Genomic DNA, 25,003 nt, shown 5'->3' on the forward strand with positions numbered 1-25,003 from the left:
GCCTCCATCGACACGGAACAACGGCTTACCGGCCGCCGGGTTGAGAGGCACAGGAGACTGCGCCGCCGGAGAAAACTTCTGAAAAAGAGGTTGACTCTGAAGGAGGAAAGCGTAATATACGCCACCTCGCGACAGACGGTTAACCCGCTGCTCGCACCGCTCTTTAACAATTTATCAGACAATCTGTGTGGGCACTCGCAGGATTGATATCAGCGTCTCCGGACGTAAAAAATATCAAGCCTCACGAGTGAACACATAATGAAATTCATTATGACGTTTTACAGATGAGCACCGCTTAACTTGTTTAAGCAAATCAAACTTAAATTGAAGAGTTTGATCATGGCTCAGATTGAACGCTGGCGGCAGGCCTAACACATGCAAGTCGGACGGTAGCACAGAGAGCTTGCTCTTGGGTGACGAGTGGCGGACGGGTGAGTAATGTCTGGGGATCTGCCCGATAGAGGGGGATAACCACTGGAAACGGTGGCTAATACCGCATAACGTCGCAAGACCAAAGAGGGGGACCTTCGGGCCTCTCACTATCGGATGAACCCAGATGGGATTAGCTAGTAGGCGGGGTAATGGCCCACCTAGGCGACGATCCCTAGCTGGTCTGAGAGGATGACCAGCCACACTGGAACTGAGACACGGTCCAGACTCCTACGGGAGGCAGCAGTGGGGAATATTGCACAATGGGCGCAAGCCTGATGCAGCCATGCCGCGTGTATGAAGAAGGCCTTCGGGTTGTAAAGTACTTTCAGCGGGGAGGAAGGCGATGTGGTTAATAACCGCGTCGATTGACGTTACCCGCAGAAGAAGCACCGGCTAACTCCGTGCCAGCAGCCGCGGTAATACGGAGGGTGCAAGCGTTAATCGGAATTACTGGGCGTAAAGCGCACGCAGGCGGTCTGTTAAGTCAGATGTGAAATCCCCGGGCTTAACCTGGGAACTGCATTTGAAACTGGCAGGCTTGAGTCTTGTAGAGGGGGGTAGAATTCCAGGTGTAGCGGTGAAATGCGTAGAGATCTGGAGGAATACCGGTGGCGAAGGCGGCCCCCTGGACAAAGACTGACGCTCAGGTGCGAAAGCGTGGGGAGCAAACAGGATTAGATACCCTGGTAGTCCACGCCGTAAACGATGTCGACTTGGAGGTTGTTCCCTTGAGGAGTGGCTTCCGGAGCTAACGCGTTAAGTCGACCGCCTGGGGAGTACGGCCGCAAGGTTAAAACTCAAATGAATTGACGGGGGCCCGCACAAGCGGTGGAGCATGTGGTTTAATTCGATGCAACGCGAAGAACCTTACCTACTCTTGACATCCAGCGAACTTTCCAGAGATGGATTGGTGCCTTCGGGAACGCTGAGACAGGTGCTGCATGGCTGTCGTCAGCTCGTGTTGTGAAATGTTGGGTTAAGTCCCGCAACGAGCGCAACCCTTATCCTTTGTTGCCAGCGATTCGGTCGGGAACTCAAAGGAGACTGCCGGTGATAAACCGGAGGAAGGTGGGGATGACGTCAAGTCATCATGGCCCTTACGAGTAGGGCTACACACGTGCTACAATGGCGCATACAAAGAGAAGCGACCTCGCGAGAGCAAGCGGACCTCACAAAGTGCGTCGTAGTCCGGATCGGAGTCTGCAACTCGACTCCGTGAAGTCGGAATCGCTAGTAATCGTGGATCAGAATGCCACGGTGAATACGTTCCCGGGCCTTGTACACACCGCCCGTCACACCATGGGAGTGGGTTGCAAAAGAAGTAGGTAGCTTAACCTTCGGGAGGGCGCTTACCACTTTGTGATTCATGACTGGGGTGAAGTCGTAACAAGGTAACCGTAGGGGAACCTGCGGTTGGATCACCTCCTTACCTGAAGATACCTTCCCGCGCAGTGCTCACACAGATTGTCTGATAGAAAAGTAATGAGCAAGACGGCTGCGAAGTCGTGACACTATCGTGTCCCCTTCGTCTAGCGGTTAGGACTCCGCCCTTTCACGGCGGCAACAGGGGTTCGAATCCCCTAGGGGACGCCACTTGCTTGGTGACAGGTGAAAGGTGTCTCCACGAAGTATCTCAAAACCGATTCGGCTGCGTAAGCAGCGGAGCCGCGTTTGAGATATTTGCTCTTTAACAATCCGGAACAAGCTGAAAATTGAAACGACATGTCGTTTTCATTCTCCGTAATAAGAATGAAAAACACGATGTGTTCGAGTCTCTCAAATGCTTGCAACACGCAGCGTTGAAAAACGCCTGTGGGTTGTGAGGTTAAGCGACTAAGCGTACACGGTGGATGCCCTGGCAGTCAGAGGCGATGAAGGACGTGCTAATCTGCGTAAAGCGACGGTAAGGTGATATGAACCGCTACAGCCGTCGATGTCCGAATGGGGAAACCCGGTGCACTCAGTGCATCATTGCAGCATGAATACATAGTGCTGCAAGGCGAACCGGGGGAACTGAAACATCTAAGTACCCCGAGGAAAAGAAATCAACCGAGATTCCCCCAGTAGCGGCGAGCGAACGGGGAGCAGCCCAGAGCCTGAATCAGCTTGTGTGTTAGTGGAAGCGTCTGGAAAGTCGCAGGGTACAGGGTGATACTCCCGTACACAAAAACACACATGCTGTGAGCTCGATGAGTAAGGCGGGACACGTGGTATCCTGTCTGAATATGGGGGGACCATCCTCCAAGGCTAAATACTCCTGACTGACCGATAGTGAACCAGTACCGTGAGGGAAAGGCGAAAAGAACCCCGGCGAGGGGAGTGAAACAGAACCTGAAACCGTGTACGTACAAGCAGTGGGAGCCTCTTTATGGGGTGACTGCGTACCTTTTGTATAATGGGTCAGCGACTTATATTCTGTAGCAAGGTTAACCGTATAGGGGAGCCGCAGGGAAACCGAGTCTTAACTGGGCGTTAAGTTGCAGGGTATAGACCCGAAACCCGGTGATCTAGCCATGGGCAGGTTGAAGGTTGGGTAACACTAACTGGAGGACCGAACCGACTAATGTTGAAAAATTAGCGGATGACCTGTGGCTGGGGGTGAAAGGCCAATCAAACCGGGAGATAGCTGGTTCTCCCCGAAAGCTATTTAGGTAGCGCCTCGTGAACTCATCTTCGGGGGTAGAGCACTGTTTCGGCTAGGGGGCCATCCCGGCTTACCAACCCGATGCAAACTGCGAATACCGAAGAATGTTATCACGGGAGACACACGGCGGGTGCTAACGTCCGTCGTGAAGAGGGAAACAACCCAGACCGCCAGCTAAGGTCCCAAAGTCATGGTTAAGTGGGAAACGATGTGGGAAGGCACAGACAGCCAGGATGTTGGCTTAGAAGCAGCCATCATTTAAAGAAAGCGTAATAGCTCACTGGTCGAGTCGGCCTGCGCGGAAGATGTAACGGGGCTAAACCATGCACCGAAGCTGCGGCAGCGACGCTTAGGCGTTGTTGGGTAGGGGAGCGTTCTGTAAGCCGTCGAAGGTGTGCTGTGAGGCATGCTGGAGGTATCAGAAGTGCGAATGCTGACATAAGTAACGATAAAGCGGGTGAAAAGCCCGCTCGCCGGAAGACCAAGGGTTCCTGTTCAACGTTAATCGGAGCAGGGTGAGTCGACCCCTAAGGCGAGGCCGAAAGGCGTAGTCGATGGGAAACAGGTTAATATTCCTGTACTTGGTGTTACTGCGAAGGGGGGACGGAGAAGGCTATATCAGCCGGGCGACGGTTGTCCCGGTTTAAGCGTGTAGGTGTGTGTTCCAGGCAAATCCGGTTCACTTTACACTGAGGCGTGACGACGAGGCACTACGGTGCTGAAGTGATAAATGCCCTGCTTCCAGGAAAAGCCTCTAAGCATCAGGTAACACAAAATCGTACCCCAAACCGACACAGGTGGTCAGGTAGAGAATACCAAGGCGCTTGAGAGAACTCGGGTGAAGGAACTAGGCAAAATGGTGCCGTAACTTCGGGAGAAGGCACGCTGGCGCGTAGGTGGAGGGACTCGCTCCCCGAGCCGAAGCCAGTCGAAGATACCAGCTGGCTGCAACTGTTTATTAAAAACACAGCACTGTGCAAACACGAAAGTGGACGTATACGGTGTGACGCCTGCCCGGTGCCGGAAGGTTAATTGATGGGGTTATCCGTAAGGAGAAGCTCTTGATCGAAGCCCCGGTAAACGGCGGCCGTAACTATAACGGTCCTAAGGTAGCGAAATTCCTTGTCGGGTAAGTTCCGACCTGCACGAATGGCGTAATGATGGCCAGGCTGTCTCCACCCGAGACTCAGTGAAATTGAACTCGCTGTGAAGATGCAGTGTACCCGCGGCAAGACGGAAAGACCCCGTGAACCTTTACTACAGCTTGACACTGAACATTGAGCCTTGATGTGTAGGATAGGTGGGAGGCTTTGAAGCGCAGACGCCAGTCTGCGTGGAGCCAACCTTGAAATACCACCCTTTAATGTTTGATGTTCTAACGTGGCCCCGTGATCCGGGGTGCGGACAGTGTCTGGTGGGTAGTTTGACTGGGGCGGTCTCCTCCTAAAGCGTAACGGAGGAGCACGAAGGTCAGCTAATCACGGTCGGACATCGTGAGGTTAGTGCAATGGCATAAGCTGGCTTGACTGCGAGAGTGACGGCTCGAGCAGGTGCGAAAGCAGGTCATAGTGATCCGGTGGTTCTGAATGGAAGGGCCATCGCTCAACGGATAAAAGGTACTCCGGGGATAACAGGCTGATACCGCCCAAGAGTTCATATCGACGGCGGTGTTTGGCACCTCGATGTCGGCTCATCACATCCTGGGGCTGAAGTAGGTCCCAAGGGTACGGCTGTTCGCCGTTTAAAGTGGTACGCGAGCTGGGTTTAGAACGTCGTGAGACAGTTCGGTCCCTATCTGCCGTGGGCGCTGGAGAATTGAGGGGGGTTGCTCCTAGTACGAGAGGACCGGAGTGAACGCACCACTGGTGTTCGGGTTGTCATGCCAATGGCATTGCCCGGTAGCTAAGTGCGGAAAAGATAAGTGCTGAAAGCATCTAAGCACGAAACTTGCCCCGAGATGAGTTCTCCCTGACTCCTTGAGAGTCCTGAAGGGACGTTGAAGACGACGACGTTGATAGGCCGGATGTGTAAGCGCAGCGATGCGTTGAGCTAACCGGTACTAATGACCCGTGAGGCTTAACCTTACAACGCCAGAGGCGTTTTTGAGAGACACGATTTTCAGCTTGTTTTCCGGATAATTATTTGCGGAAACGAAAGATTTTGCGGCGTGACAGGGCGCAGAGCGATGACGTCAGCGGGAGCATACGGAAGTATGTGACCGGTGCGGCTGAGCGATGGCAGCGCGGTCACGGCGGAAAAGGTTCGTTTCATGCACAAAGAATTTGCCTGGCGGCTGTAGCGCGGTGGTCCCACCTGACCCCATGCCGAACTCAGAAGTGAAACGCCGTAGCGCCGATGGTAGTGTGGGGTCTCCCCATGCGAGAGTAGGGAACTGCCAGGCATTATATCAGTGAAGAAGCCCCGCACGGAAGTGCGGGGCTTTTTTACGTCTGCTATTTGCCACTTTAAGCTGAAACATTTTCATTTTCCGCATGAACCCTCGACATTACACAGCCACCAGGCTAATGTTGGGCATCTGGATGTCTAAACGTTTATATGGTTGTAAGAGGTGAGCAGGTTATGCCAATCAGGGTTCCCGACGAATTACCGGCAGTGAATTTTTTGCGTGACGAAAATGTCTTTGTGATGACATCGTCGCGCGCCAGTGTTCAGGAGATCCGCCCGCTTAAAGTGCTCATACTGAATCTGATGCCAAAAAAGATCGAAACGGAAAATCAGTTTCTGCGTCTGCTTTCCAACTCGCCATTACAGATCGATATTCAGCTGTTACGCATCGACAGCCGGGAGTCACGTAACACGCCAACTGAGCACCTCAATAACTTCTACTGTAATTTTGAAGATATTCAGCACGACAACTTTGATGGCTTAATCGTGACAGGTGCCCCGCTGGGGTTGGTCGATTTTAATGATGTGGCGTACTGGCCACAGATCCAGCGTGTGCTTCACTGGGCCAAAGAGCATGTCACCTCAACGCTGTTTGTGTGCTGGGCAGTCCAGGCAGCATTGAATATATTGTATGGCATTCCAAAGCAGACCCGGCACAACAAGCTGTCTGGTGTCTTTGAGCATCAAATCTTGCATCCGCATGCCTTACTGACCCGCGGATTTGATGATAATTTCCTGGCACCGCACTCACGTTATGCCGATTTTCCGACCCAGTTGATCACTGATTACACCGATCTGGAATTATTTGCTGAATCGGAACAAACCGGCGCTTACCTGATGGCGAGTAAAGACAAACGACTGGTGTTTGTTACCGGCCATCCGGAATATGACGCACTGACCTTATCGGGTGAATATCACCGTGACTATGAAGCCGGCCTCAATCCTGAGGTGCCTTATAACTACTTCCCGCAGGATAATCCGGCATTGCCGCCGCGTGCCGCCTGGCGTAGTCATGGCAATCTGCTGTTCTCCAACTGGCTTAACTATTACGTCTACCAGATCACACCGTTTGATTTACGCCGTATGAATCCTACTCTCGAATAGGGCCGGGATTATCCTCAACTGAACCGTGTTAGCCGCTGGCGACACGGTTTTTTTTCGCCTGAATGATGTGATGAAAACTGTTCCCTTAAAGTTTCTAACTTTAATTACATTAAAAACAGGCAGATAAGTATGTTTAACTAATAAAATGGAAATAGTTTTTGATTTAATGAATTAAATGCATATGCTCTGATCCTGTAGTGTACAAAACAGTCGATCCGGGGATCCGCGTTATTCGATCCTCTGAATACAGGAGAGCGCCAGCATGACAGATTCTGTGATCAGCCATACCCTGACCTTCAGCCAGCCCTTTAACCACGCCGAACAACAGCTTCTTACTGCCGAGGCGATTCTGTTTTTAGATGCGCTGGTGACGCGCTTTGCCTCACAGCGTGACGCGTTACTGACGGCCCGCCAGCAGCGACAGCAGCAATACGATCGGGGCTATCTTCCAGACTTCGATATGGAAACAGCTTCCATTCGAGACCGTGAGTGGACGATCCGTTCGATTCCGGCAGACTTACAAGATCGCCGGGTTGAAATAACCGGCCCGCCGGATCGCAAAATGGTCATTAACGCCCTGAATGCGAACGTAAAAGTTTTTATGGCGGATTTTGAGGATTCGCTGTCACCGGAGTGGAATAAGCTGATTGAGGGACAACTGACCCTGCGTGAAGCGGTACAGGGCAGCCTCAGTTATACCAGCGACGCCGGTAAAATTTACCAGCTGCGCGCCGATCCCGCCGTGCTGATGTGTCGGGTGCGCGGACTGCATCTGTCGGAAAAGCATGTCAGCTGGCAGGGCAATCCGATTCCCGCCGGCTTGTTTGATTTCGCGCTCTACTTCTTTCACAACGTTCATCCGTTGCTGGCGAAAGGCAGCGGCCCCTATTTTTATCTGCCCAAAACCGAAAGCTGGCAGGAAGTCGCCTGGTGGCGTGAGATCTTCAGTTTCAGCGAAGATCGATTCGATCTGCCGCGCGGCACCATCAAAGCCACGGTACTGATTGAAACCCTGCCGGCGGTCTTCCAGATGGATGAGATCCTGTGGAATCTGCGCGATCACATCGTCGGCCTTAACTGTGGCCGCTGGGATTACATCTTCAGCTATATCAAAACGCTGAAACAGCATGCGGATCGGGTACTGCCGGATCGTCAGTCCGTCACCATGGCTCAGCCCTTCCTGGATGCCTATTCACGCCTGCTGATCAAAACCTGTCACCGACGCGGTGCGTTTGCGATGGGCGGTATGTCAGCCCTGATCCCAAGTAAAGATCCGGCGCGTAATGCCTGGGTACTGCAACGCGTTACAGAGGATAAGCAGCGGGAAGCGGACAATGGTCATGATGGCACCTGGATTGCGCATCCCGGCCTGGCGGATACCGCCATGGCGGTGTTTGATGCGGTGCTGGGCAACCGGCCTAATCAGTTATCGGTCACTCGGGAAGAGGATGCGCCGATCGAGGCGGCGACGCTGCTGGCGCCCTGTACCGGTGAACGCACGGAAGCGGGCATGCGCGCCAATATCCGCGTGGCGCTGCAATACCTTGAAGCCTGGATCAGTGGCAACGGCTGCGTACCGATTGATGGCCTGATGGAGGATGCCGCCACGGCAGAGATAGCCCGTACCTCAATCTGGCAGTGGATACGTCATCAGCAAACCCTGAGCAGTGGTCAGCAGGTCACCGCTGAACTGTTTCTGCGCTGGCTAAACGAAGAGCTCCACCTGTTGCAGCAGAACCTGGGCGAAACCCAATTCAGTGCCGGTCGCTATGGCGAAGCGGCGCAGCTGATGGCGCAAATCACCACCGAACGCGAGCTGGTCTCATTCCTTACTCTGCCGGGCTATCGCCTGATCCCCTGACTCTCGGAGACATTGCCATGACACGTACTCAACAAATCCAGCAACTCGAACAGCACTGGCAGCACCCGCGCTGGGCAGGCATCACCCGTCCTTACAGTGCGGCAGAGGTGGTGAATCTGCGCGGCTCGGTACAGCCCGCCTGTACTCTGGCCCAGCGCGGCGCAGAAAAACTGTGGGCGCTGCTCAATGGAGAGGCGAAAAAGGGCTACATCAACAGCCTCGGCGCATTAAGTGGCGGGCAGGCTTTGCAGCAGGCGAAAGCGGGGATTGAGGCGATCTACCTCTCTGGCTGGCAGGTGGCCGCCGACGCTAACGTGGCGGGCCAGATGTATCCCGATCAGTCACTCTATCCGGTTAACTCCGTGCCGGAAGTGGTGACGCGCATTAATCAGACCTTTCAACGCGCCGATCAGATTCAGTGGTCCAGCGGGATTGAAGCGGGCGACAGTCGCTATACCGACTTCTTTCTGCCGATTGTCGCCGATGCGGAAGCCGGTTTTGGCGGCGTGCTGAATGCGTTTGAGCTGATGAAAGCGATGATTCAGGCGGGCGCGGCGGCCGTCCACTTTGAAGATCAGCTGGCGGCGGTGAAGAAATGCGGTCATATGGGCGGTAAAGTGCTGGTGCCGACTCAGGAAGCGATACAAAAACTGGTGGCGGCACGGCTGGCGGCCGATGTCATGGGCGTTCCCACGCTGCTGCTGGCGCGCACTGATGCCGATGCGGCCGATCTGATTACCTCAGACTGCGATGAGTACGACCGTCCCTTTATCTGTGGTGACCGTACCGCCGAAGGATTCTTCCGCACTAACGCCGGGATTGAGCAGGCGATCAGTCGCGGGCTGGCCTATGCCCCGTACGCTGACATTCTGTGGTGTGAAACCTCAACGCCGGATCTGGCGATGGCGCAGCGTTTTGCCGATGCGATTCATGCGCGCTTCCCTGGCAAGCTGCTGGCCTACAACTGTTCACCGTCATTCAACTGGAAAAAGAACCTCGACGATCGCACCATCGCCCGCTTTCAGCAGGCGCTCAGCGAGATGGGATATCGCTTCCAGTTCATCACGCTGGCCGGTATCCACAGCATGTGGTTCAACATGTTTGACCTGGCCCATGCTTATGCGCAGGGCGAGGGTATGCGCCACTACGTTGAGAAAGTGCAGCAGCCCGAATTTGCCGCCCGCGATCGCGGTTACAGCTTCTCATCGCATCAGCAGGAAGTGGGCACCGGCTATTTTGACCGGGTCACCACCACCATTCAGGGCGGTAAATCGTCGGTAACGGCGCTGACCGGTTCGACCGAAGAGCACCAGTTCAGAGTGAATCCCTGACAGACTGACTCCCGCCCGGCACGCCGCGGGCGGGCTTTACCGGAGCTGAAAATGCCGCCACGCGAATCGCTGATTGCACACACCATCCTGCAGGGCTTCGACGCACAATATGGCCGTTTTCTCGACATCACGGCCGGGGCGCAGCAGCGCTTTGAACAGGCAGAATGGCAGGCAGTGCAGCAGGCCATGAAAGCGAGAATTCATCTCTACGATCACCATGTCGGGCTGGTTGCCGATCAGCTGCGGGTGCTGAACGGCGCAGCCTGCTGGGATGAGGCGTTCTGGCTGCGGGTAAAAAGCCACTATGAAAGTTTATTGCCGGGCTATCCACGTTATGAAATTGCCGAGAGCTTCTTTAATTCGGTCTACTGCCGGCTGCATGGCCATGCCGATCTGCAGCCGGAACGGCTGTTTATCTTCAGCTCTCAATCACCTTCGGCACCGGGCAGCCCGTCGCGTCCGCTGGCGCGCGGCTATCATCCGCAGCAGGGCTGGCGGGCGTTGATCGAGCAGGTGCTGCGCGATTTGCCGTTAACGCTGCCGTGGCAGCAGCGCGAACGGGATATCGGATGGATTGTCCGTCATCTGCAGACGTGCTTTTCTCATCTGGATCAGGGCTGGCTTGAAGTCAGTTGTGAGCTGTTTTATCGCAATAAAACCGCCTGGCTGGTGGCGCGCCTGCACCTGCCGGACGCCATCCATCCCTGCCTGTTGCCGATTCAGCGCAGTGAGGCGGGCGAACTCTGGATCGATACCTGTCTGACGGAGGTGGATGACGCCAGTATTGTGTTTGGTTTCGCCCGCGCCTATTTCATGGTCTATGCGCCGATGCCGGCAGCGCTGGTGGCGTGGCTGCAACCGATTCTGCCTGCCAAGACCCTGGCCGAACGTTATATGGCGATTGGCTGCCAGAAGCATGGCAAAACCGAAAGTTACCGTGAATATCTGCAGGCGCTGGAGCAGAATACGGCCGCCTTTGAGATCGCACCGGGCATTCGCGGCATGGTGATGCTGGTCTTCACGCTGCCGGGCTTTGATCGGGTGTTTAAGGTGATTAAAGATCGCTTCGCGCCGCAAAAAGAGGTGACGGAAGCGCAGGTACGCGCCTGCTATCAGCAGGTCAAAGAGCACGATCGTGTCGGACGGATGGCGGATACCCAGGAGTTTGAGCAGTTTGCCTTGCCGCTGGCGCGTATCTCGCCAGAACTGCTGGCGGAGCTGAACGCCTGTGCGGCGGAGAAGCTGCAGATTGAAGGCGACCGGCTGATCATTCGCCATCTGTGGCTGGAGCGGCGTATGCAGCCGCTTAACCTCTATCTGGCCCAGGCCAGTGCTGCGCAACGGCGCCAGGCGATTGAGGAGTATGGCAATGCCATCCGGCAGCTGGCGGCAGCCAATATCTTTCCGGGCGACATGCTGTTTAAAAACTTCGGCATAACCCGCCATGGCCGGGTGGTGTTTTACGATTACGATGAGATCCGGCCGATGCAGGAGCTGAACTTCCGTGAGGTGCCGGCCGCACGCTACGAAGAGGATGAGCTCAGCGCCGAGCCCTGGTATAGCGTCGGGCCGGACGATGTGTTTCCGGAGACCTTCCGCTACGCCTTATGCAGCGATGCCGCCACCGGTGCCTTGCTACTGGAACTGCATCCTGAGATCTTCGAAGCCCGCTGGTGGCGAGCCCAGCAACAACGCATTGCCGAAGGCCATGTTGAAGAGGTCATCGCCTGGCGGCAGGCGCAGCGCTTCAGCGTATGTTACGCGACGGAGGCGATCAGCGGCCACTGTACGCCAGCGTGACCTGACGCGCTTCCCGGATCACCAGCGCACCCAGCTCGGTAATGCGATCGTCGGTCATCCGGGCGATTGGACCGGAGATAGAGAGGGCGGCAAACGCCTCGCCGTGCTCGTCATAGATCGGTGCCGCGACACAACGCAGTCCGAGCGCGTGCTCTTCATCATCAAACGAGAAGCCCGCTTTACGCACCTGGGCCAGATTCTCTTTCAGGCTCTGCGGCGACATCAGGGTCTTCGGCGTGTAGTAATGCAACCCTTTCTGATGCAGCAGCGTGGTAACCTGCTCATCGCTGAGATGGGCCAGGAACGCTTTGCCTGCTCCCGACGCGTGCATGGGCAGCTTGCCGCCGATCGGCGCGGACATGCGCATCAGCTGAGTACATTGCACCTGATCGATGATCACCGCCTGATGATCGCTGAGATCCAGTACCGCCAGATTAACCGTTTCGCCCGAGGCCTCCATCAAGCTGCGCAGCACCGGATGCACCAGCGCCAGCAGGTTACGACTTTGCAGAAAACTGCTGCCCACCACAAAGGCGTGCGCGCCGATGGTCCACAATCCCAGATCGCCCACCTGACGGACAAAGCCCTGCTGCTGCATGGTGCTGAGCAAACGATGCGTCGTGGAGTTGGGTAACCCGGCCTGCTGCGCCAGTTCAGTCAGCGCCACGCTGCCGTGCGAGTCGGCAATCAGCTCCAGCAGCGTCAGGCCGCGGGTCAGGGATTGCACCTGGCCGCCCGCGGGTGCGGCAGTGGCAGCAGTGCCGCGAGGTTTTTTGCCGCGCTTTACGGGAACAGGCGTCGCCATGATCAAATCTCCTTAGGAATGTGGAAATCATTTTCGTTTTAATCACGCGCTTTGCAAACGCTGGTTTTCTGGTCAGACCTGTTAGCGGCCGACCTGAAAATGTCTCAGCTAAGGTTGCTTTGTGGGTTAACCCGCTTGTGACAGAATGAGGAACAGCTATTTCAGCCAGCAGATTGACGCGGATGGGCCAACAGTGAGCAATAAAATCGACGCACTACATCAGCAACTCGCACAACGCATTATGGTGTTGGACGGCGGTATGGGCACCATGATCCAGAGCTATAAGCTGGATGAACAGGATTTTCGCGGCAGCCGTTTTGCCGACTGGCCCTGCGATCTTAAAGGCAACAACGATCTGCTGGTATTGAGTAAACCGGCGGTGATCCGCGAGATCCACGACGCCTATCTGGCTGCCGGTGCCGATATTCTCGAAACCAATACCTTTAACGCCACCGCCATCGCAATGGCGGATTATCAGATGGAAGCGTTATCGGCAGAGATCAACTACGAAGCAGCCCGTCTGGCGCGTGCCTGTGCCGATGAATGGACGGCAAAAACGCCGGATCGCCCGCGCTATGTCGCAGGTGTGCTCGGACCAACAAACCGTACCTGCTCGATCTCGCCCGATGTTAACGATCCTGCCTACCGCAACGTCACTTTTAATCAACTGGTGGAGGCCTACCGCGAATCGACCCGCGCGCTGGTGGAGGGCGGTTCCGACATCATCATGATTGAAACGGTCTTTGATACGCTGAACGCCAAAGCGGCCATCTATGCGGTGCAGACCGAGATGGAAGCGCTCGGCGTGACGCTGCCGCTGATGATCTCTGGCACCATCACCGATGCCTCCGGGCGAACGCTCTCCGGCCAGACCACCGAAGCCTTTTACAACTCCTTGCGTCACGCTGAGCCGCTCTCCTTTGGCCTGAACTGTGCGCTGGGACCGGATGAGCTGCGTCAGTATGTGGCGGAGCTGTCGCGCATCGCCGAGGGCTACGTCACGGCGCACCCGAACGCCGGTTTACCTAATGCCTTTGGCGAATACGATCTCGACGCGGCGCTGATGGCGCAGCAGATTGGTGAATGGGCAACCTCGGGCTTCCTGAATATTATCGGCGGCTGTTGCGGGACCACACCGCAGCACATCGCCGCCATGGTGGCGGCCGTGGAGGGCGTTGCCCCGCGCAAGCTGCCGGACATTCCGGTTGCCTGTCGCCTGGCCGGCCTTGAGCCGCTCAACATCACCGCCGAATCGCTGTTTGTTAACGTCGGCGAACGGACCAACGTCACCGGTTCAGCAAAATTCAAACGGCTGATTAAAGAAGAGAAATATAACGAAGCGCTGGAAGTGGCGCTGCAGCAGGTTGAAAGCGGTGCGCAGATCATCGACATCAATATGGATGAGGGGATGCTCGACGCCGAAGCGGCGATGGTGCGCTTCCTCAATCTGATTGCCGGTGAGCCAGATATTGCCCGCGTCCCCATTATGATCGACTCCTCAAAATGGGAGGTGATTGAGAAAGGGCTGCAGTGCATTCAGGGTAAAGGCATCGTTAACTCTATCTCGATGAAAGAGGGAGAAGCGGCTTTTATTCATCATGCGCGTCAGGTCCGCCGCTACGGCGCGGCGATGGTGGTGATGGCATTTGATGAAGTGGGCCAGGCGGATACCCGCGCCCGTAAAATTGAAATTTGTCGCCGCGCCTACCGCATCCTGACCGAGCAGGTCGGTTTCCCGCCGGAAGATATCATCTTCGATCCCAACATCTTTGCGGTGGCGACCGGCATTGATGAGCACAACAACTACGCGATGGATTTCATCGGTGCTTGTGAAGATATCAAGCGCGAACTGCCGCACGCGATGATTTCTGGCGGCGTCTCCAACGTGTCGTTTTCGTTCCGCGGCAACGATCCGGTGCGCGAAGCGATACACGCGGTATTCCTCTACTACGCCATCCGGAAAGGCATGGATATGGGTATCGTCAACGCCGGTCAGCTGGCGATTTATGACGATCTGCCGGCGGAACTGCGCGACGCGGTAGAGGATGTGATCCTTAACCGGCGCGATGACGGCACCGAGCGGTTACTGGATCTGGCGGAAAAATACCGCGGCGGCAAAAGTGACGGCTCCCAGGAGAAACAGCTGGCGGAGTGGCGCAGCTGGGACGTGGTGAAGCGGCTGGAATATTCGCTGGTCAAAGGCATTACCGAATTTATTGAGCAGGATACCGAAGAGGCGCGTCAGCAGGTGCCACGTCCGATCGAGGTGATTGAAGGCCCGCTGATGTCCGGCATGAACGTGGTCGGCGATCTGTTTGGCGAAGGCAAGATGTTCCTGCCGCAGGTGGTGAAATCGGCGCGCGTAATGAAGCAGGCGGTGGCCTACCTGGAGCCGTTTATCGAAGCCAGTAAAGAGGCGGGACGCAGCAACGGTAAAATCGTGCTGGCTACGGTGAAAGGCGACGTGCATGACATCGGAAAGAATATCGTTGGCGTGGTGCTGCAATGCAACAACTACGAAATTATTGACCTCGGCGTGATGGTGCCGGGCGAGAAGATCCTGAAAACGGCGCGTGAAGTGAATGCCGACATCATTGGTCTGTCCGGCCTGATTACCCCATCGCTGGATGAGATGGTCAATATGGCAAAGGAGATGGAGCGGCAGGGCTTCACCTTACCGCTGCTGATTGGTGGCGCAACCACCTCCAAAGCGCATACCGCGGTGAAGATTGAGCAGAACTACAGCGGTCCGACGGTTTACGTACAGAACGCCTCGCGCACCGTCGGCGTGGTGTCCTCGCTGCTCTCCGCTACGCTGAGAGACGATTTTGTGGCGCGGACCCGCAAAGAGTACGAAACCGTGCGTATTCAGCACGCGCGTAAAAAACCGCGTACGCCGCCGGTGTCATTGCAGGCGGCCCGCGACAACGCCACCTCGATTGACTGGCAGAGCTATACGCCGCCGGTGCCGCATCGTCCCGGCGTCAGCCCGGTCGAAGCCAGCATTGAAACGCTGCGCAACTACATTGACTGGACGCCGTTCTTTATGACCTGGTCGCTGGCCGGTAAATATCCGCGCATCCTTGAGGATGACGTGGTGGGAGAAGAGGCGCAGCGTCTGTTCGCCGATGCGAATGCGATGCTGGATCAGCTAAGCCAGCAGGCACTGCTGAAACCGCGCGGTGTGGTCGGTATTTTCCCGGCTAACCGGGTCGGCGATGACATCGAGATCTATCGCGATGAGCGCCGCAGCGAGGTACGAGTAGTGAGTCATCACTTACGTCAGCAGACCGAAAAAAGCGACTTCGCCAACTACTGTCTGGCGGACTTTGTCGCACCTAAATCGAGCGGCAAAGCGGATTATCTCGGTGCCTTCGCGGTAACCGGCGGGCTGGAAGAGGATGCGCTGGCAGAGGCGTACGATCGTCAGCATGACGACTACAACAAGATCATGGTGAAAGCGCTGGCTGACCGGCTGGCCGAAGCCTTTGCGGAATATCTGCATGAGCGGGTGCGTAAAGTGATCTGGGGCTTCGCGCCCAACGAAAACCTCAGTAACGAAGAGTTGATTCGCGAAAATTATCAGGGCATACGTCCGGCACCTGGCTATCCCGCCTGTCCGGAGCACACCGAGAAAGCGGCGATCTGGAGTCTGCTGGATGTGGAAAAGCAGACCGGTATGCAGCTGACCGAATCCTTTGCCATGTGGCCAGGCGCAGCGGTCTCCGGCTGGTATTTCAGCCATCCTGATAGCCGCTACTTCGCTGTGGCACAGATTCAGCGCGACCAGGTAGAGGATTATGCGGCGCGCAAAGGGATGTCGGTGACCGAGGTCGAGCGCTGGCTGGCACCGAATCTCGGCTACGACGCGGACTAAATAAAAAAGCGGGCTGAGGGCCTGATGCTCGTCAGTTAAGGTTAAATTTGCAAAGGCTGTCACGGTCAGACGTGGCGGCTTTTTTCTGGGCAGGCGTGCCGCAGTGCGGGCCTGAGCTCCGCTGCTGCCGGGCCATCCTCGCGCCGCTGCGCGGTGCCTTCGGCTTTGACGTCGTGCCGACGAACCGTTCGGGGATCGGCCTTCCCAGGCCGGCCCCGAACTCTCCACGCTTCCCGGCGTGGCGTTCTGGCTCAACGTCACGCCTCAGCGCTGCGGATAGCCCTTTCAGCGGCGCTCAGGCCTCTACCATCGTGCCCTTTTTAACAACACGCACTCAGGCTTCAGAGCAGGCCAGCCCCTGAACGGCACCAGACTGCATTATCACCTGTCGCTCAACTGACGCGCATCAGGCCTGGTGCCGCGTCCTGCTTAATTGAAACGCGCGTCGCGATCGGAGGTTAAATCATACAGCTGGTACTTACGGCCCAGCATCTGACCACCATCACGCGTCAATGGCACCCAGTTAACCTGCGCACGACCGCGAGTTGGGGTCACGGTGAACAGATCCATCGGGATGGAGATGTAGAACCCTTTGGTAAAGTCACCTTCGCCATACTCTTCAGACGACACGTTAGTTTTGGTGGCATAGACGCCCACCATCACACCGCTGTCGAAGCGTTTCGACACGTCTACCGTGACACCCTTATCTTTCGCCAGATACTGACCGACGCTGGTTTTCACCAGCACATCCTGCATGAACCACGGACGCCAGTAAGCGGTCAGGTTGCCGGTTGAGGCTTTGTAACGGGTAAACTCCATCATGTTGTCCCAGTCACGCTGCCGGACATAGTTGGCATCAACGCCCACCGCCCAGTTAGCATCAACCGGACGATAGAGCAGCTCGCCGCCCACGCCGCCATACATGGTCTCAAGATAACCGCCATACAGCTGACCATAGAAGCCATTACCGAGGTGGCCCATATAGTTGGCCTGCAGGTCGTTGACGTAGACGTTGTTCTCAACGTAGTCGCGGATATGGGTCCGCACGCGTGGCAGGCTGGAATCCGCCGGTGCGCCGTTGTAGTTGAACTTGTCATAGTTGTTGGCGAGGTTACCGAACAGGCTACCGCCCACCAGCAGGTGATCGGTCAGCCAGTAATCAGCGTTAGCCATTACGCCAACCTGATACATGTAGAAGCTTTCCGGGCCGCCTACCGACTGATTGAGCACCGGCGACAGACTGTAGTTCAGGCGATCTTTACGAATAAACATCCCCTGTTCGGTCTGGCCGGGATCGACCGGATTTTCACGCGTCTGCTGCAGCGGCTGTTCATGGCCCAGCGGATAACCGGCCAGCGTATTATGCAGGCTGGCAACCGGCGTCACGGTGGTGACCTGCGGCATATTGAAACGGGACTCGGTGACGCTGATGGTATCAATGTCCGCTGGCAGGTGATTCATGACGATGCGGTTAGCGCGATCGACCCCTTCCTGCGTATCACGATATTTGGTCTGCTCGCCGGAAACATACAGCGTGTGGCCTTTGGTCTGAATACGTGGACCGTCGAGTCCCGCATTGTACTTCAGCTCCGTCAGCTGATTACCGACCACGGTTGGCTCCAGCAGCTTCGGCTGAGGCTGCGGGTTATAGGCCGGTTTCTCGCTGTCGATATGCGCCTGGCGCAGATCGTTAAAGTTGGTGCGGATGGTCACGCCAAACATAAAGGTGTTGCCGCGCTCGTAGCTGGCATTGATATCGGCCCAGTCGGTGACGCGATAGATTGCCCCGACGTTAACCTTGCTGTTCTGCGTCAGCCGGCCGGCGAAATCATCCTGATAATCGTTGCCTTCATACTCCATCTTCAGCCGCAGCGGCTGCCACGGCGTCTGATACTCGACGCCGCCAAAGAAGGCCGTCGGGCCATGGAACATCTGCGAGCCATTGATCGATCCGGCTTCGCCGACCCGCGGACGCTGACAGTAGCTGTCGCTGTAGGAGCAGAACGGGTTCTTAACCGTGCCGCTGTTGCCGAGATAACCCCAGCCGAGGCCGAGCGTAAAATCAAATGGACCCCAGGCTTTGCTGGCGACCAGATATTCACTGTCGAACAGGCCGGTACCGCCAAGATCGCGGGTACCCAGCGCCACTTCCGGCAGCCAGAAACCTTCCTGCCACAGACGCAGCTTCAGATCGAAGGCTTTATCTTTGTAGCTCTGGTTGCCACTGAAGTCTGACACGGCGCTGTACCGGCGGGTGCGCACGTCGGTGTAGCGCACGGTGGTTTCCAGCCACGGGAACAACTGCAGCGACGCGGAGTAATAGCGGTACTGATCGTTGTCGCGCGCGTTCAGGCTGAACTCGCCCTCTCTGGCCATGCGTGCCGTCGGCACCTGCATCAGGCCAACGCCACCGAAATCAGATTGTGAAGGTCCCACCGGCGCGGGCCAGGTTTCCGCCTGCGCCTGACAGGCTGTCGCCACAGAAACAGCCAACAGGCTGAAGAGATAACGTTTTTTCATCAGTCTGGTATCCGGTGAGTCAGAACGGAAAGGATGCGGTTATTCAGATCGTCATAGTCGCCGGGCAGGCTCCACGATGAGAAGCCAAGCCAGATAATGCTGCCAGGCTCTACTTCGGCGTGACGGTGGTTCCAGTAAGCAACCGGCACCTGCTGCGTCGCACCTGAAGGCGCGATAACCGTGACAAAATTTCGTTCCGCGCCAGACAGGCGTGCGTGATCGGCCAGATAGTCGCGTACCGACCGGCCCGGTTGCCAGCTCACCTTACCCGCGCCGGCGATGGCACCCAGCAGTAACACGGAATCCGATCGGGTTTGCAGATAGAGGTCGTAGCTGCCTTCAAGACGGCGATTGTCGGCCGGATGCAGACGCACCCAGTCTGGGTCGAGCGGGGTGAACTGACGGCCGGTGACCTTTATCGTACTGAGCTGGTGGATCACTTCATCAATCGCGGCGGCACGATCGCCACTGCTGTCGGCTCGCCAGGCGCGTAACTGGCCCAGCGTCTGCTGATACTGCTGCTGCGCGACGGCGCTGGCGCCGCGTTCCGCAATGACGCTGCTGCGCCAGTCGATCGATTGCTGAAGTGCGGGCTGGCTGACCAGCTGCGCCAGATCGGCGACCTGGCTGAGCTCTGCCTGCGCGCCGTTGTGCGGTGCATGGACCGTGACCTGCGCAGCGGCCTGCGCGCCTGAAGTGCTGAACAGACTCAATCCGGCCAGCAGGAGTGTAATTTTTTTCATGATTTCGCCGGCTTCAGAATGGTGGTCTCTACGGGGAAGGCATCAGCCGCCAGCATCTGACGGGCCTGCACCACATCGCCGCTGCTGTTGTCGATCCAGAAGGTGTTTTCCCACTCGCGGTTGCTACTGTCGAGGCTCACCTGCTCATGCCAGACGCGGCAGGCGATGCGGTTGCCCGCGACGGTCAGCACTTCATCGGTGCCGCGCTGGAAGGTGGAGCGAATCGTCCCGCCGCGGACATTGCCCTGTTCGGTCCACTGCACAATGCGGGTCCAGCTGGCACCGTTGCGGAGGTGCAGGCTGTCCGCCAGCGGATCCTGCTGCAGATTAGTAACGCTAAGCAGGTTATCAGGCAGCCCCAGGGTTTTAACCAGCCGGCCGTGCTGTGTCACCAGCATCGCCTGATCCTGCGTCACCCATTTCTGCTGGCCTGCTTCGTTGTAGCCAAGCACCACGAAGATTCGCGGGCCGTCATTGAGGCGGGCATAGAGGCTGGCATAGGGCAGGGCATCGACCTGCTGGTCGGTAACGGTGACGTCATCCGGCCCGTTAACGGCCAGCATGAGGGTCTGTTCAAGGCCTTTTTGCGTTTGTGTGCAGGCCTGCAGCAGCAGGCAAGCGAGCAGCAGAGGAAGTTGGCGCACTGTGTGTCCCTGATAAGTCATGCCAAAGTAAAAATAACCACACAGGCGTGTGGTTATGTTTAAAGGTCCTATACCCGCAGAGTTCGCGTTCCAGCGCAGCGTGCTGCATGGCTTAGCCGATCACTCACCGAGGTCAGTGGTTCCGCCGTGGCCGCTCAGCCTCTGTCTGGTCCCCGAACGCATTGGGTATCCATCAACGAGTGGTACTCGTCGTGGTCGTGGTTGTTGTACCGGTATTTGCACCGTCACCGCCGCCAGAAGCAGCAATGCCGAGCCCGACTAACGCGCCAAGTGCGCCGATACCGACAGCGGTTGACGTGCCAGCGGAGATAGCTCCCGCCTGCGCGCCAGCTGCGGCACCCGCTTCTTCCGGCGCTGCGAAAGCACTGGAAGAGACAGCAACGAAAATCAGGGCTGCACCGGCAACCATGGTTTTTTTCATAACAACGTTTCCTGCATTGAGTGAATGAAGGATTTCTGACCCGCAACACTCGCCGCGCAGAGCAGAACGCGGCAAACGCCACAGGCAGTCCCATTGCGGGCGCGTTCAGTATAGGGCAACAAAATACCAGAGTTCAGTAGGGGAAAAAGCAGGGGAACGGGCAGGAAAAAATGGCGGGATAATAAGCCAGTTTGAATTTAACACCTTTTTATATCGGAAGATTTCGGGTTAATACCGGATATTTCACCAGGGATAAAATAGATGCAAAGCGGATTGTTCTTTTTTAGTTATATTTGGTACGGAATAAGAATAATCAGAATTTACTCAGGATTGCTAAATTTTAAACTTATTAAAAATCAACAGGTAACTATTAGTTGGTTCGCGTTTCAGGTCCAGTTTAAACTGGATTCCGGCGATGCTGGCCAGGTTATGTTCAGAATTATCTTAGGTCATTTTAAGAATTATCCAACCGAAGCGGGGTAATAATAAGCGGGAAATTAGCCTGGGCGGGCAAAAAATCGGCAAAAAAAGGGCGGCACTGATGCCGCCCGGAGCAAATACCACAGATTAACGCCAGGATTTATAGCGGTTAATTAAGGCATTGGTGGAGCTATCATGACTGGTAATTTTCTCGTCATTTTCCAGCTCCGGCAGAATACGGTTTGCCAGTTGCTTACCTAATTCCACGCCCCACTGATCGAAAGTGAAGATATTCAGGATCGCGCCCTGCGTGAAGATTTTGTGCTCGTACAGCGCAATCAGCGCGCCGAGGCTGTAAGGCGTGATTTCACGCAGCAGGATGGAGTTGGTCGGACGGTTACCTTCGAAGACCTTGAACGGGACGATATGCGCCACCGACTCGGCCGATTTACCCGCATCGGTAAACTCTTTCTCTACCACTTCGCGTGACTTGCCGAACGCCAGCGCTTCGGTCTGAGCAAAGAAGTTAGACAGCAGTTTTGGATGGTGATCCGCCAGCGCATTGTGGGTGATCGCCGGTGCGATAAAGTCACACGGCACCAGCTTGGTACCCTGATGGATCAGCTGATAAAACGCGTGCTGGCCATTGGTGCCCGGTTCGCCCCAGATAATCGGGCCAGTCTGGTAATCCACCGGATTGCCATCGCGATCGACATACTTGCCGTTCGACTCCATATTTCCCTGCTGGAAATAGGCGGCAAAGCGGTGCATGTACTGGTCATACGGCAGAATCGCTTCGGTTTCTGCGCCGAAGAAATTGTTGTACCAGATGCCAATCAGCGCCAGCAGCACCGGCAGGTTCTGTTCGGCTGGCGTGGTGGCAAAATGCTGGTCCATCGCATGCGCGCCACTCAACAGCTGTTCGAAGTTATCGAAACCGATAGAGAGAATGATCGACAGGCCAATCGCTGACCAGAGTGAGTAACGTCCGCCAACCCAGTCCCAGAATTCGAACATATTGTTGGTGTCGATACCAAATTCGCCGACCGCTTTGGCATTGGTTGAGAGCGCCGCAAAGTGCTTCGCCACATGCTGCTGGTCACCGGCCGTTTTCAGGAACCAGTCACGCGCGCTGTGCGCATTGGTCATAGTTTCCTGAGTGGTAAAGGTTTTTGACGCCACCAGGAACAGCGTCGTTTCCGGGCTGAGGTCTTTCAGCGTTTCGGCGATATGGGTGCCGTCAACGTTGGAAACAAAGTGCATGTTCAGGTGGTTTTTGTAAGGACGCAGCGCTTCCGTCACCATGAAAGGACCCAGGTCAGAACCGCCGATGCCGATGTTCACCACGTCGGTGATCGCTTTACCGGTATAGCCTTTCCATTCGCCGCTGATGATGCGCTCTGAGAAGCCCTTCATCTTATCCAGCACCGCATTGACCTCAGGCATCACATCCTTGCCATCGACCAGAATCGGCGTGTTGCTGCGGTTGCGCAACGCAACGTGCAGCACCGCACGTTCTTCGGTGCGGTTAATTTTCTCACCCGAGAACATAGACTTAATCGCGCCGCTTAAATCGGTTTCTTTGGCCAGCGCCTGTAATTTGTCGAGGGTTTCCTGAGTGATGCGGTTTTTGGAGAAATCCACCAGCATCTGATCATCAAAGGTGGCAGAGAATTTGGCAAAACGATCGGCATCCTGGGCAAACAGGTCGGCAATTTCCACCGATTTCATCTGCTCAAAATGCTGTTGCAGCGCTTTCCAGGCTGCGGTTTGTGTCGGATTGATATTTTTCATGGCAACACTCTTGTTGATATTAAGAACCGTCATTCCATCGGGGGCACATCGTACCCGGTTAGCGTTTCAGTATGACCACAGTTGCTACTGAAAGGAAAAATTTTGTCACCCGCCGCCGGATGAGCCGGACCTGGGCGATGGCGCGTCTGCGCGGCACGCCAGCATTGGCTGGTGCGAATCGCCTGTTATTTCATGCCGCAAAAGTGTGGCGTGAAGGCGGCAATAAATCCTTGTGCCGTATCAGTGATTGTTGCACTGGCTGAAGCCTTTTAGCACTCTAGTCGCTGCGCGGCGGGTAAATTTGTTTTACGGTGCGCCGCAAAGCAAAAATCTGACGGCCGCTGAGATTGACAGCAGGGCCAGAAACCGATAAATGTATGCGGCTACTTGCGCACCCGTGCGCAAGCCAGAAGAGGCGCGTCGCCCAGGCAGTGTGTTGGAGGAACCGTATCCGGTGAAAACACATGATGGGGAGCGACGCCGAGGTGGGTTAACACGCGGTGTGTTGCCTGTCGGCTACAGGGGCTGAATCCTCTGGGTTGTCACCAGAAACGTCCACAGTCGGACGTTTCGCAAGGTGGGGCGCTTCTGGGTGACTCGTCTACCCGATCTGGTCTGCCCGTTTCTGCTCTTTCCTTGTGCCTGGCTGAAAAAATGTTTCCCGACCGCATTATCGCCGGCGAGAACAAGATAACCTGACACGAGGTCATACATGTCTCAAACACTGATTGTGGCAAAATTTGGCGGCACCAGCGTTGCCGATTTTGATGCGATGAACCGCAGCGCCGACGTGGTGCTGAAAGATGCCGGTACCCGTCTGGTGGTGCTCTCCGCTTCGGCAGGCATTACCAACCTGCTGGTGGCGCTGGCAGAAGGTCAGCCGCTGCCACAGCGTGCCGTCCTGCTGGATGATATCCGCCGTATCCAGTATGCCATTATCGATCGCCTGCAGCGCCCCGATGTAATCCGTGATGAAATCGATCGGATGATCGACAACATCGCCATGCTGTCGGAAGCCGCCTCGCTGGCGACCTCCCATGCGCTGACTGATGAGCTGGTCAGCCACGGCGAGCTGATGTCGTCGCTGCTGTTTGTCGAAATTCTGCGTGAACGCCAGGTCAATGCCGAATGGTTTGACGTGCGTAAAGTGCTGCGTACCGATGACCGTTTTGGCCGGGCAGAGCCGGATGTGACGCTGCTGGCGGAGCTGGCGCTTGCCCAGTTGCAGCCGCGCGTGGAACAGGCGCTGGTGATCACTCAGGGCTTTATCGGCAGCGAAAGCAAAGGCCGCACCACCACCTTAGGGCGTGGCGGCAGTGATTACACGGCGGCGCTGCTGGGTGAAGCGCTGAAGGCGACGCGGGTGGATATCTGGACCGACGTGCCAGGCATCTATACCACCGATCCACGCGTGGTACCGACCGCCAAGCGCATTGATGAAATTACCTTCGAAGAAGCCGCTGAAATGGCGACATTTGGTGCCAAGGTGCTGCATCCGGCTACGCTGCTGCCGGCGGTGCGTTGTGATATTCCGGTGTTTGTCGGCTCCAGCAAAGATCCCGAAGCAGGCGGGACTCGCGTCTGCAACGAAACCCGCAATCCTCCGCTGTTTCGCGCACTGGCGTTACGCCGCAAGCAGACGCTGTTGACGCTGCACAGCCTTAACATGCTGCATACGTTTGGTTTCCTTGCCGAACTTTTCAATATTCTGGCGCGTCATAACGTCTCTGTTGACCTGATCACTACCTCTGAAGTCAGCGTGGCGCTGACGCTCGATACCACCGGTTCCACCTCAACCGGCGACAGCCTGCTGACTCAGGCGCTGCTGACTGAGCTCTCGTCGCTGTGTCGGGTTGAAGTCGAAGAGGATCTGGCACTGGTGGCCATTATCGGCAACCAGTTGTCGAAAGCCTGTGGCGTCGGTAAAGAGGTATTTGGCGTGCTTGAGCCGTTTAACCTGCGGATGATCTGCTACGGCGCCAGCAGCTACAACCTTTGCTTCCTGGTGCCTGGCACCGACGCGGAAAGCGTGGTCCGTACCCTGCATCACAATCTGTTCGAATAACCGCAGACCGGTTTGCCGGTCGCCCTGGTGCGATCGGCAAAGCTGCCTCTTCCCCCGCGATAAGCCGCCTGTTTTTATCCTATAAAATACAATGCCCTGAGCTGTTTCATTGCCA

At 56.2% G+C, this 25,003-nt stretch carries 12 protein-coding genes, 1 tRNA gene, 3 rRNA genes and 1 riboswitch; of the genes, 10 read left to right on the forward strand and 6 right to left on the reverse strand.

Annotated features, from left to right (window positions below; genetic code table 11):
* Positions 1 to 321 precede the first annotated feature (321 nt).
* From ACX3P5_RS00930 to aceK, 8 genes are all read left to right on the forward strand, one after another.
* A 16S ribosomal RNA gene (locus ACX3P5_RS00930) occupies positions 322 to 1,861 on the forward strand.
* Positions 1,862 to 1,950: 89 nt separating this feature from the next.
* Positions 1,951 to 2,025 (forward strand) — tRNA-Glu (locus ACX3P5_RS00935).
* Between the two features lie 230 nt (positions 2,026 to 2,255).
* A 23S ribosomal RNA gene (locus ACX3P5_RS00940) occupies positions 2,256 to 5,160 on the forward strand.
* 201 nt (positions 5,161 to 5,361) lie between these two features.
* Positions 5,362 to 5,477: ribosomal RNA gene (gene rrf, locus ACX3P5_RS00945) — 5S ribosomal RNA — on the forward strand.
* Together the 16S, 23S and 5S rRNA genes with 1 tRNA gene alongside form the textbook arrangement of a ribosomal RNA operon.
* A gap of 179 nt (positions 5,478 to 5,656) precedes the next feature.
* The gene (metA, locus tag ACX3P5_RS00950; protein WP_233985597.1) at positions 5,657 to 6,586 is read left to right on the forward strand and encodes a homoserine O-acetyltransferase MetA; all 930 of its coding nucleotides are present in this window, start codon (positions 5,657 to 5,659) and stop codon (positions 6,584 to 6,586) included.
* A gap of 262 nt (positions 6,587 to 6,848) precedes the next feature.
* Complete coding sequence (aceB, locus tag ACX3P5_RS00955) at positions 6,849 to 8,447, forward strand: malate synthase A (RefSeq protein WP_458968164.1); 1,599 nt, start codon at positions 6,849 to 6,851, stop codon at positions 8,445 to 8,447.
* Positions 8,448 to 8,464: 17 nt separating this feature from the next.
* Positions 8,465 to 9,778 (forward strand): isocitrate lyase, encoded by a 1,314-nt coding sequence (aceA, locus tag ACX3P5_RS00960; protein WP_458968165.1) that lies wholly within the window; start codon positions 8,465 to 8,467, stop codon positions 9,776 to 9,778.
* Between the two features lie 51 nt (positions 9,779 to 9,829).
* Entirely contained in the window at positions 9,830 to 11,578 is a 1,749-nt protein-coding gene (aceK, locus tag ACX3P5_RS00965; RefSeq protein ID WP_458968166.1) for a bifunctional isocitrate dehydrogenase kinase/phosphatase, read from the forward strand.
* Here aceK and iclR read toward each other — a convergent pair.
* Entirely contained in the window at positions 11,553 to 12,383 is an 831-nt protein-coding gene (iclR, locus tag ACX3P5_RS00970) for a glyoxylate bypass operon transcriptional repressor IclR (RefSeq protein ID WP_233985593.1), read from the reverse strand. The two genes, aceK and iclR, sit on opposite strands and share 26 nt — an antisense overlap.
* A 193-nt stretch (positions 12,384 to 12,576) precedes the next feature.
* Here iclR and metH point away from each other — a divergent pair, with 193 nt between their 5' ends.
* Positions 12,577 to 16,260 (forward strand): methionine synthase, encoded by a 3,684-nt coding sequence (gene metH, locus ACX3P5_RS00975; protein WP_233988235.1) that lies wholly within the window; start codon positions 12,577 to 12,579, stop codon positions 16,258 to 16,260.
* Between the two features lie 429 nt (positions 16,261 to 16,689).
* Here metH and ACX3P5_RS00980 read toward each other — a convergent pair whose 3' ends face one another.
* The 5 genes from ACX3P5_RS00980 to pgi form a co-directional block, all read right to left on the reverse strand.
* A complete protein-coding gene (locus tag ACX3P5_RS00980; protein ID WP_233985592.1) occupies positions 16,690 to 18,780 on the reverse strand; it encodes a YjbH domain-containing protein in 2,091 nt (696 codons plus the stop codon).
* The gene (locus ACX3P5_RS00985; protein ID WP_233985591.1) at positions 18,780 to 19,523 is read right to left on the reverse strand and encodes a capsule biosynthesis GfcC family protein; all 744 of its coding nucleotides are present in this window, start codon (positions 19,521 to 19,523) and stop codon (positions 18,780 to 18,782) included. The genes ACX3P5_RS00980 and ACX3P5_RS00985 overlap by 1 nt, the downstream gene beginning before the upstream one ends.
* Entirely contained in the window at positions 19,520 to 20,167 is a 648-nt protein-coding gene (locus ACX3P5_RS00990; protein ID WP_458968167.1) for a YjbF family lipoprotein, read from the reverse strand. Before ACX3P5_RS00990 ends, ACX3P5_RS00985 begins: the two co-directional genes overlap by 4 nt.
* A 193-nt stretch (positions 20,168 to 20,360) precedes the next feature.
* Positions 20,361 to 20,609: an exopolysaccharide production protein YjbE gene (gene yjbE, locus ACX3P5_RS00995; protein ID WP_233985589.1), complete on the reverse strand. Its 249-nt coding sequence runs from the start codon at positions 20,607 to 20,609 to the stop codon at positions 20,361 to 20,363.
* A 567-nt stretch (positions 20,610 to 21,176) separates the two neighbouring features.
* Entirely contained in the window at positions 21,177 to 22,823 is a 1,647-nt protein-coding gene (pgi, locus tag ACX3P5_RS01000) for a glucose-6-phosphate isomerase (protein WP_233985588.1), read from the reverse strand.
* 402 nt (positions 22,824 to 23,225) lie between these two features.
* Positions 23,226 to 23,419: riboswitch (Lysine riboswitch) on the forward strand.
* Between the two features lie 116 nt (positions 23,420 to 23,535).
* Between pgi and lysC the strand changes: the two genes are divergently transcribed.
* Positions 23,536 to 24,888 (forward strand): lysine-sensitive aspartokinase 3, encoded by a 1,353-nt coding sequence (gene lysC / locus ACX3P5_RS01005; protein WP_458968168.1) that lies wholly within the window; start codon positions 23,536 to 23,538, stop codon positions 24,886 to 24,888.
* The last annotated feature ends 115 nt before the right edge of the window (positions 24,889 to 25,003 follow it).

The organism is Pantoea sp. S-LA4, from assembly GCF_054482835.1.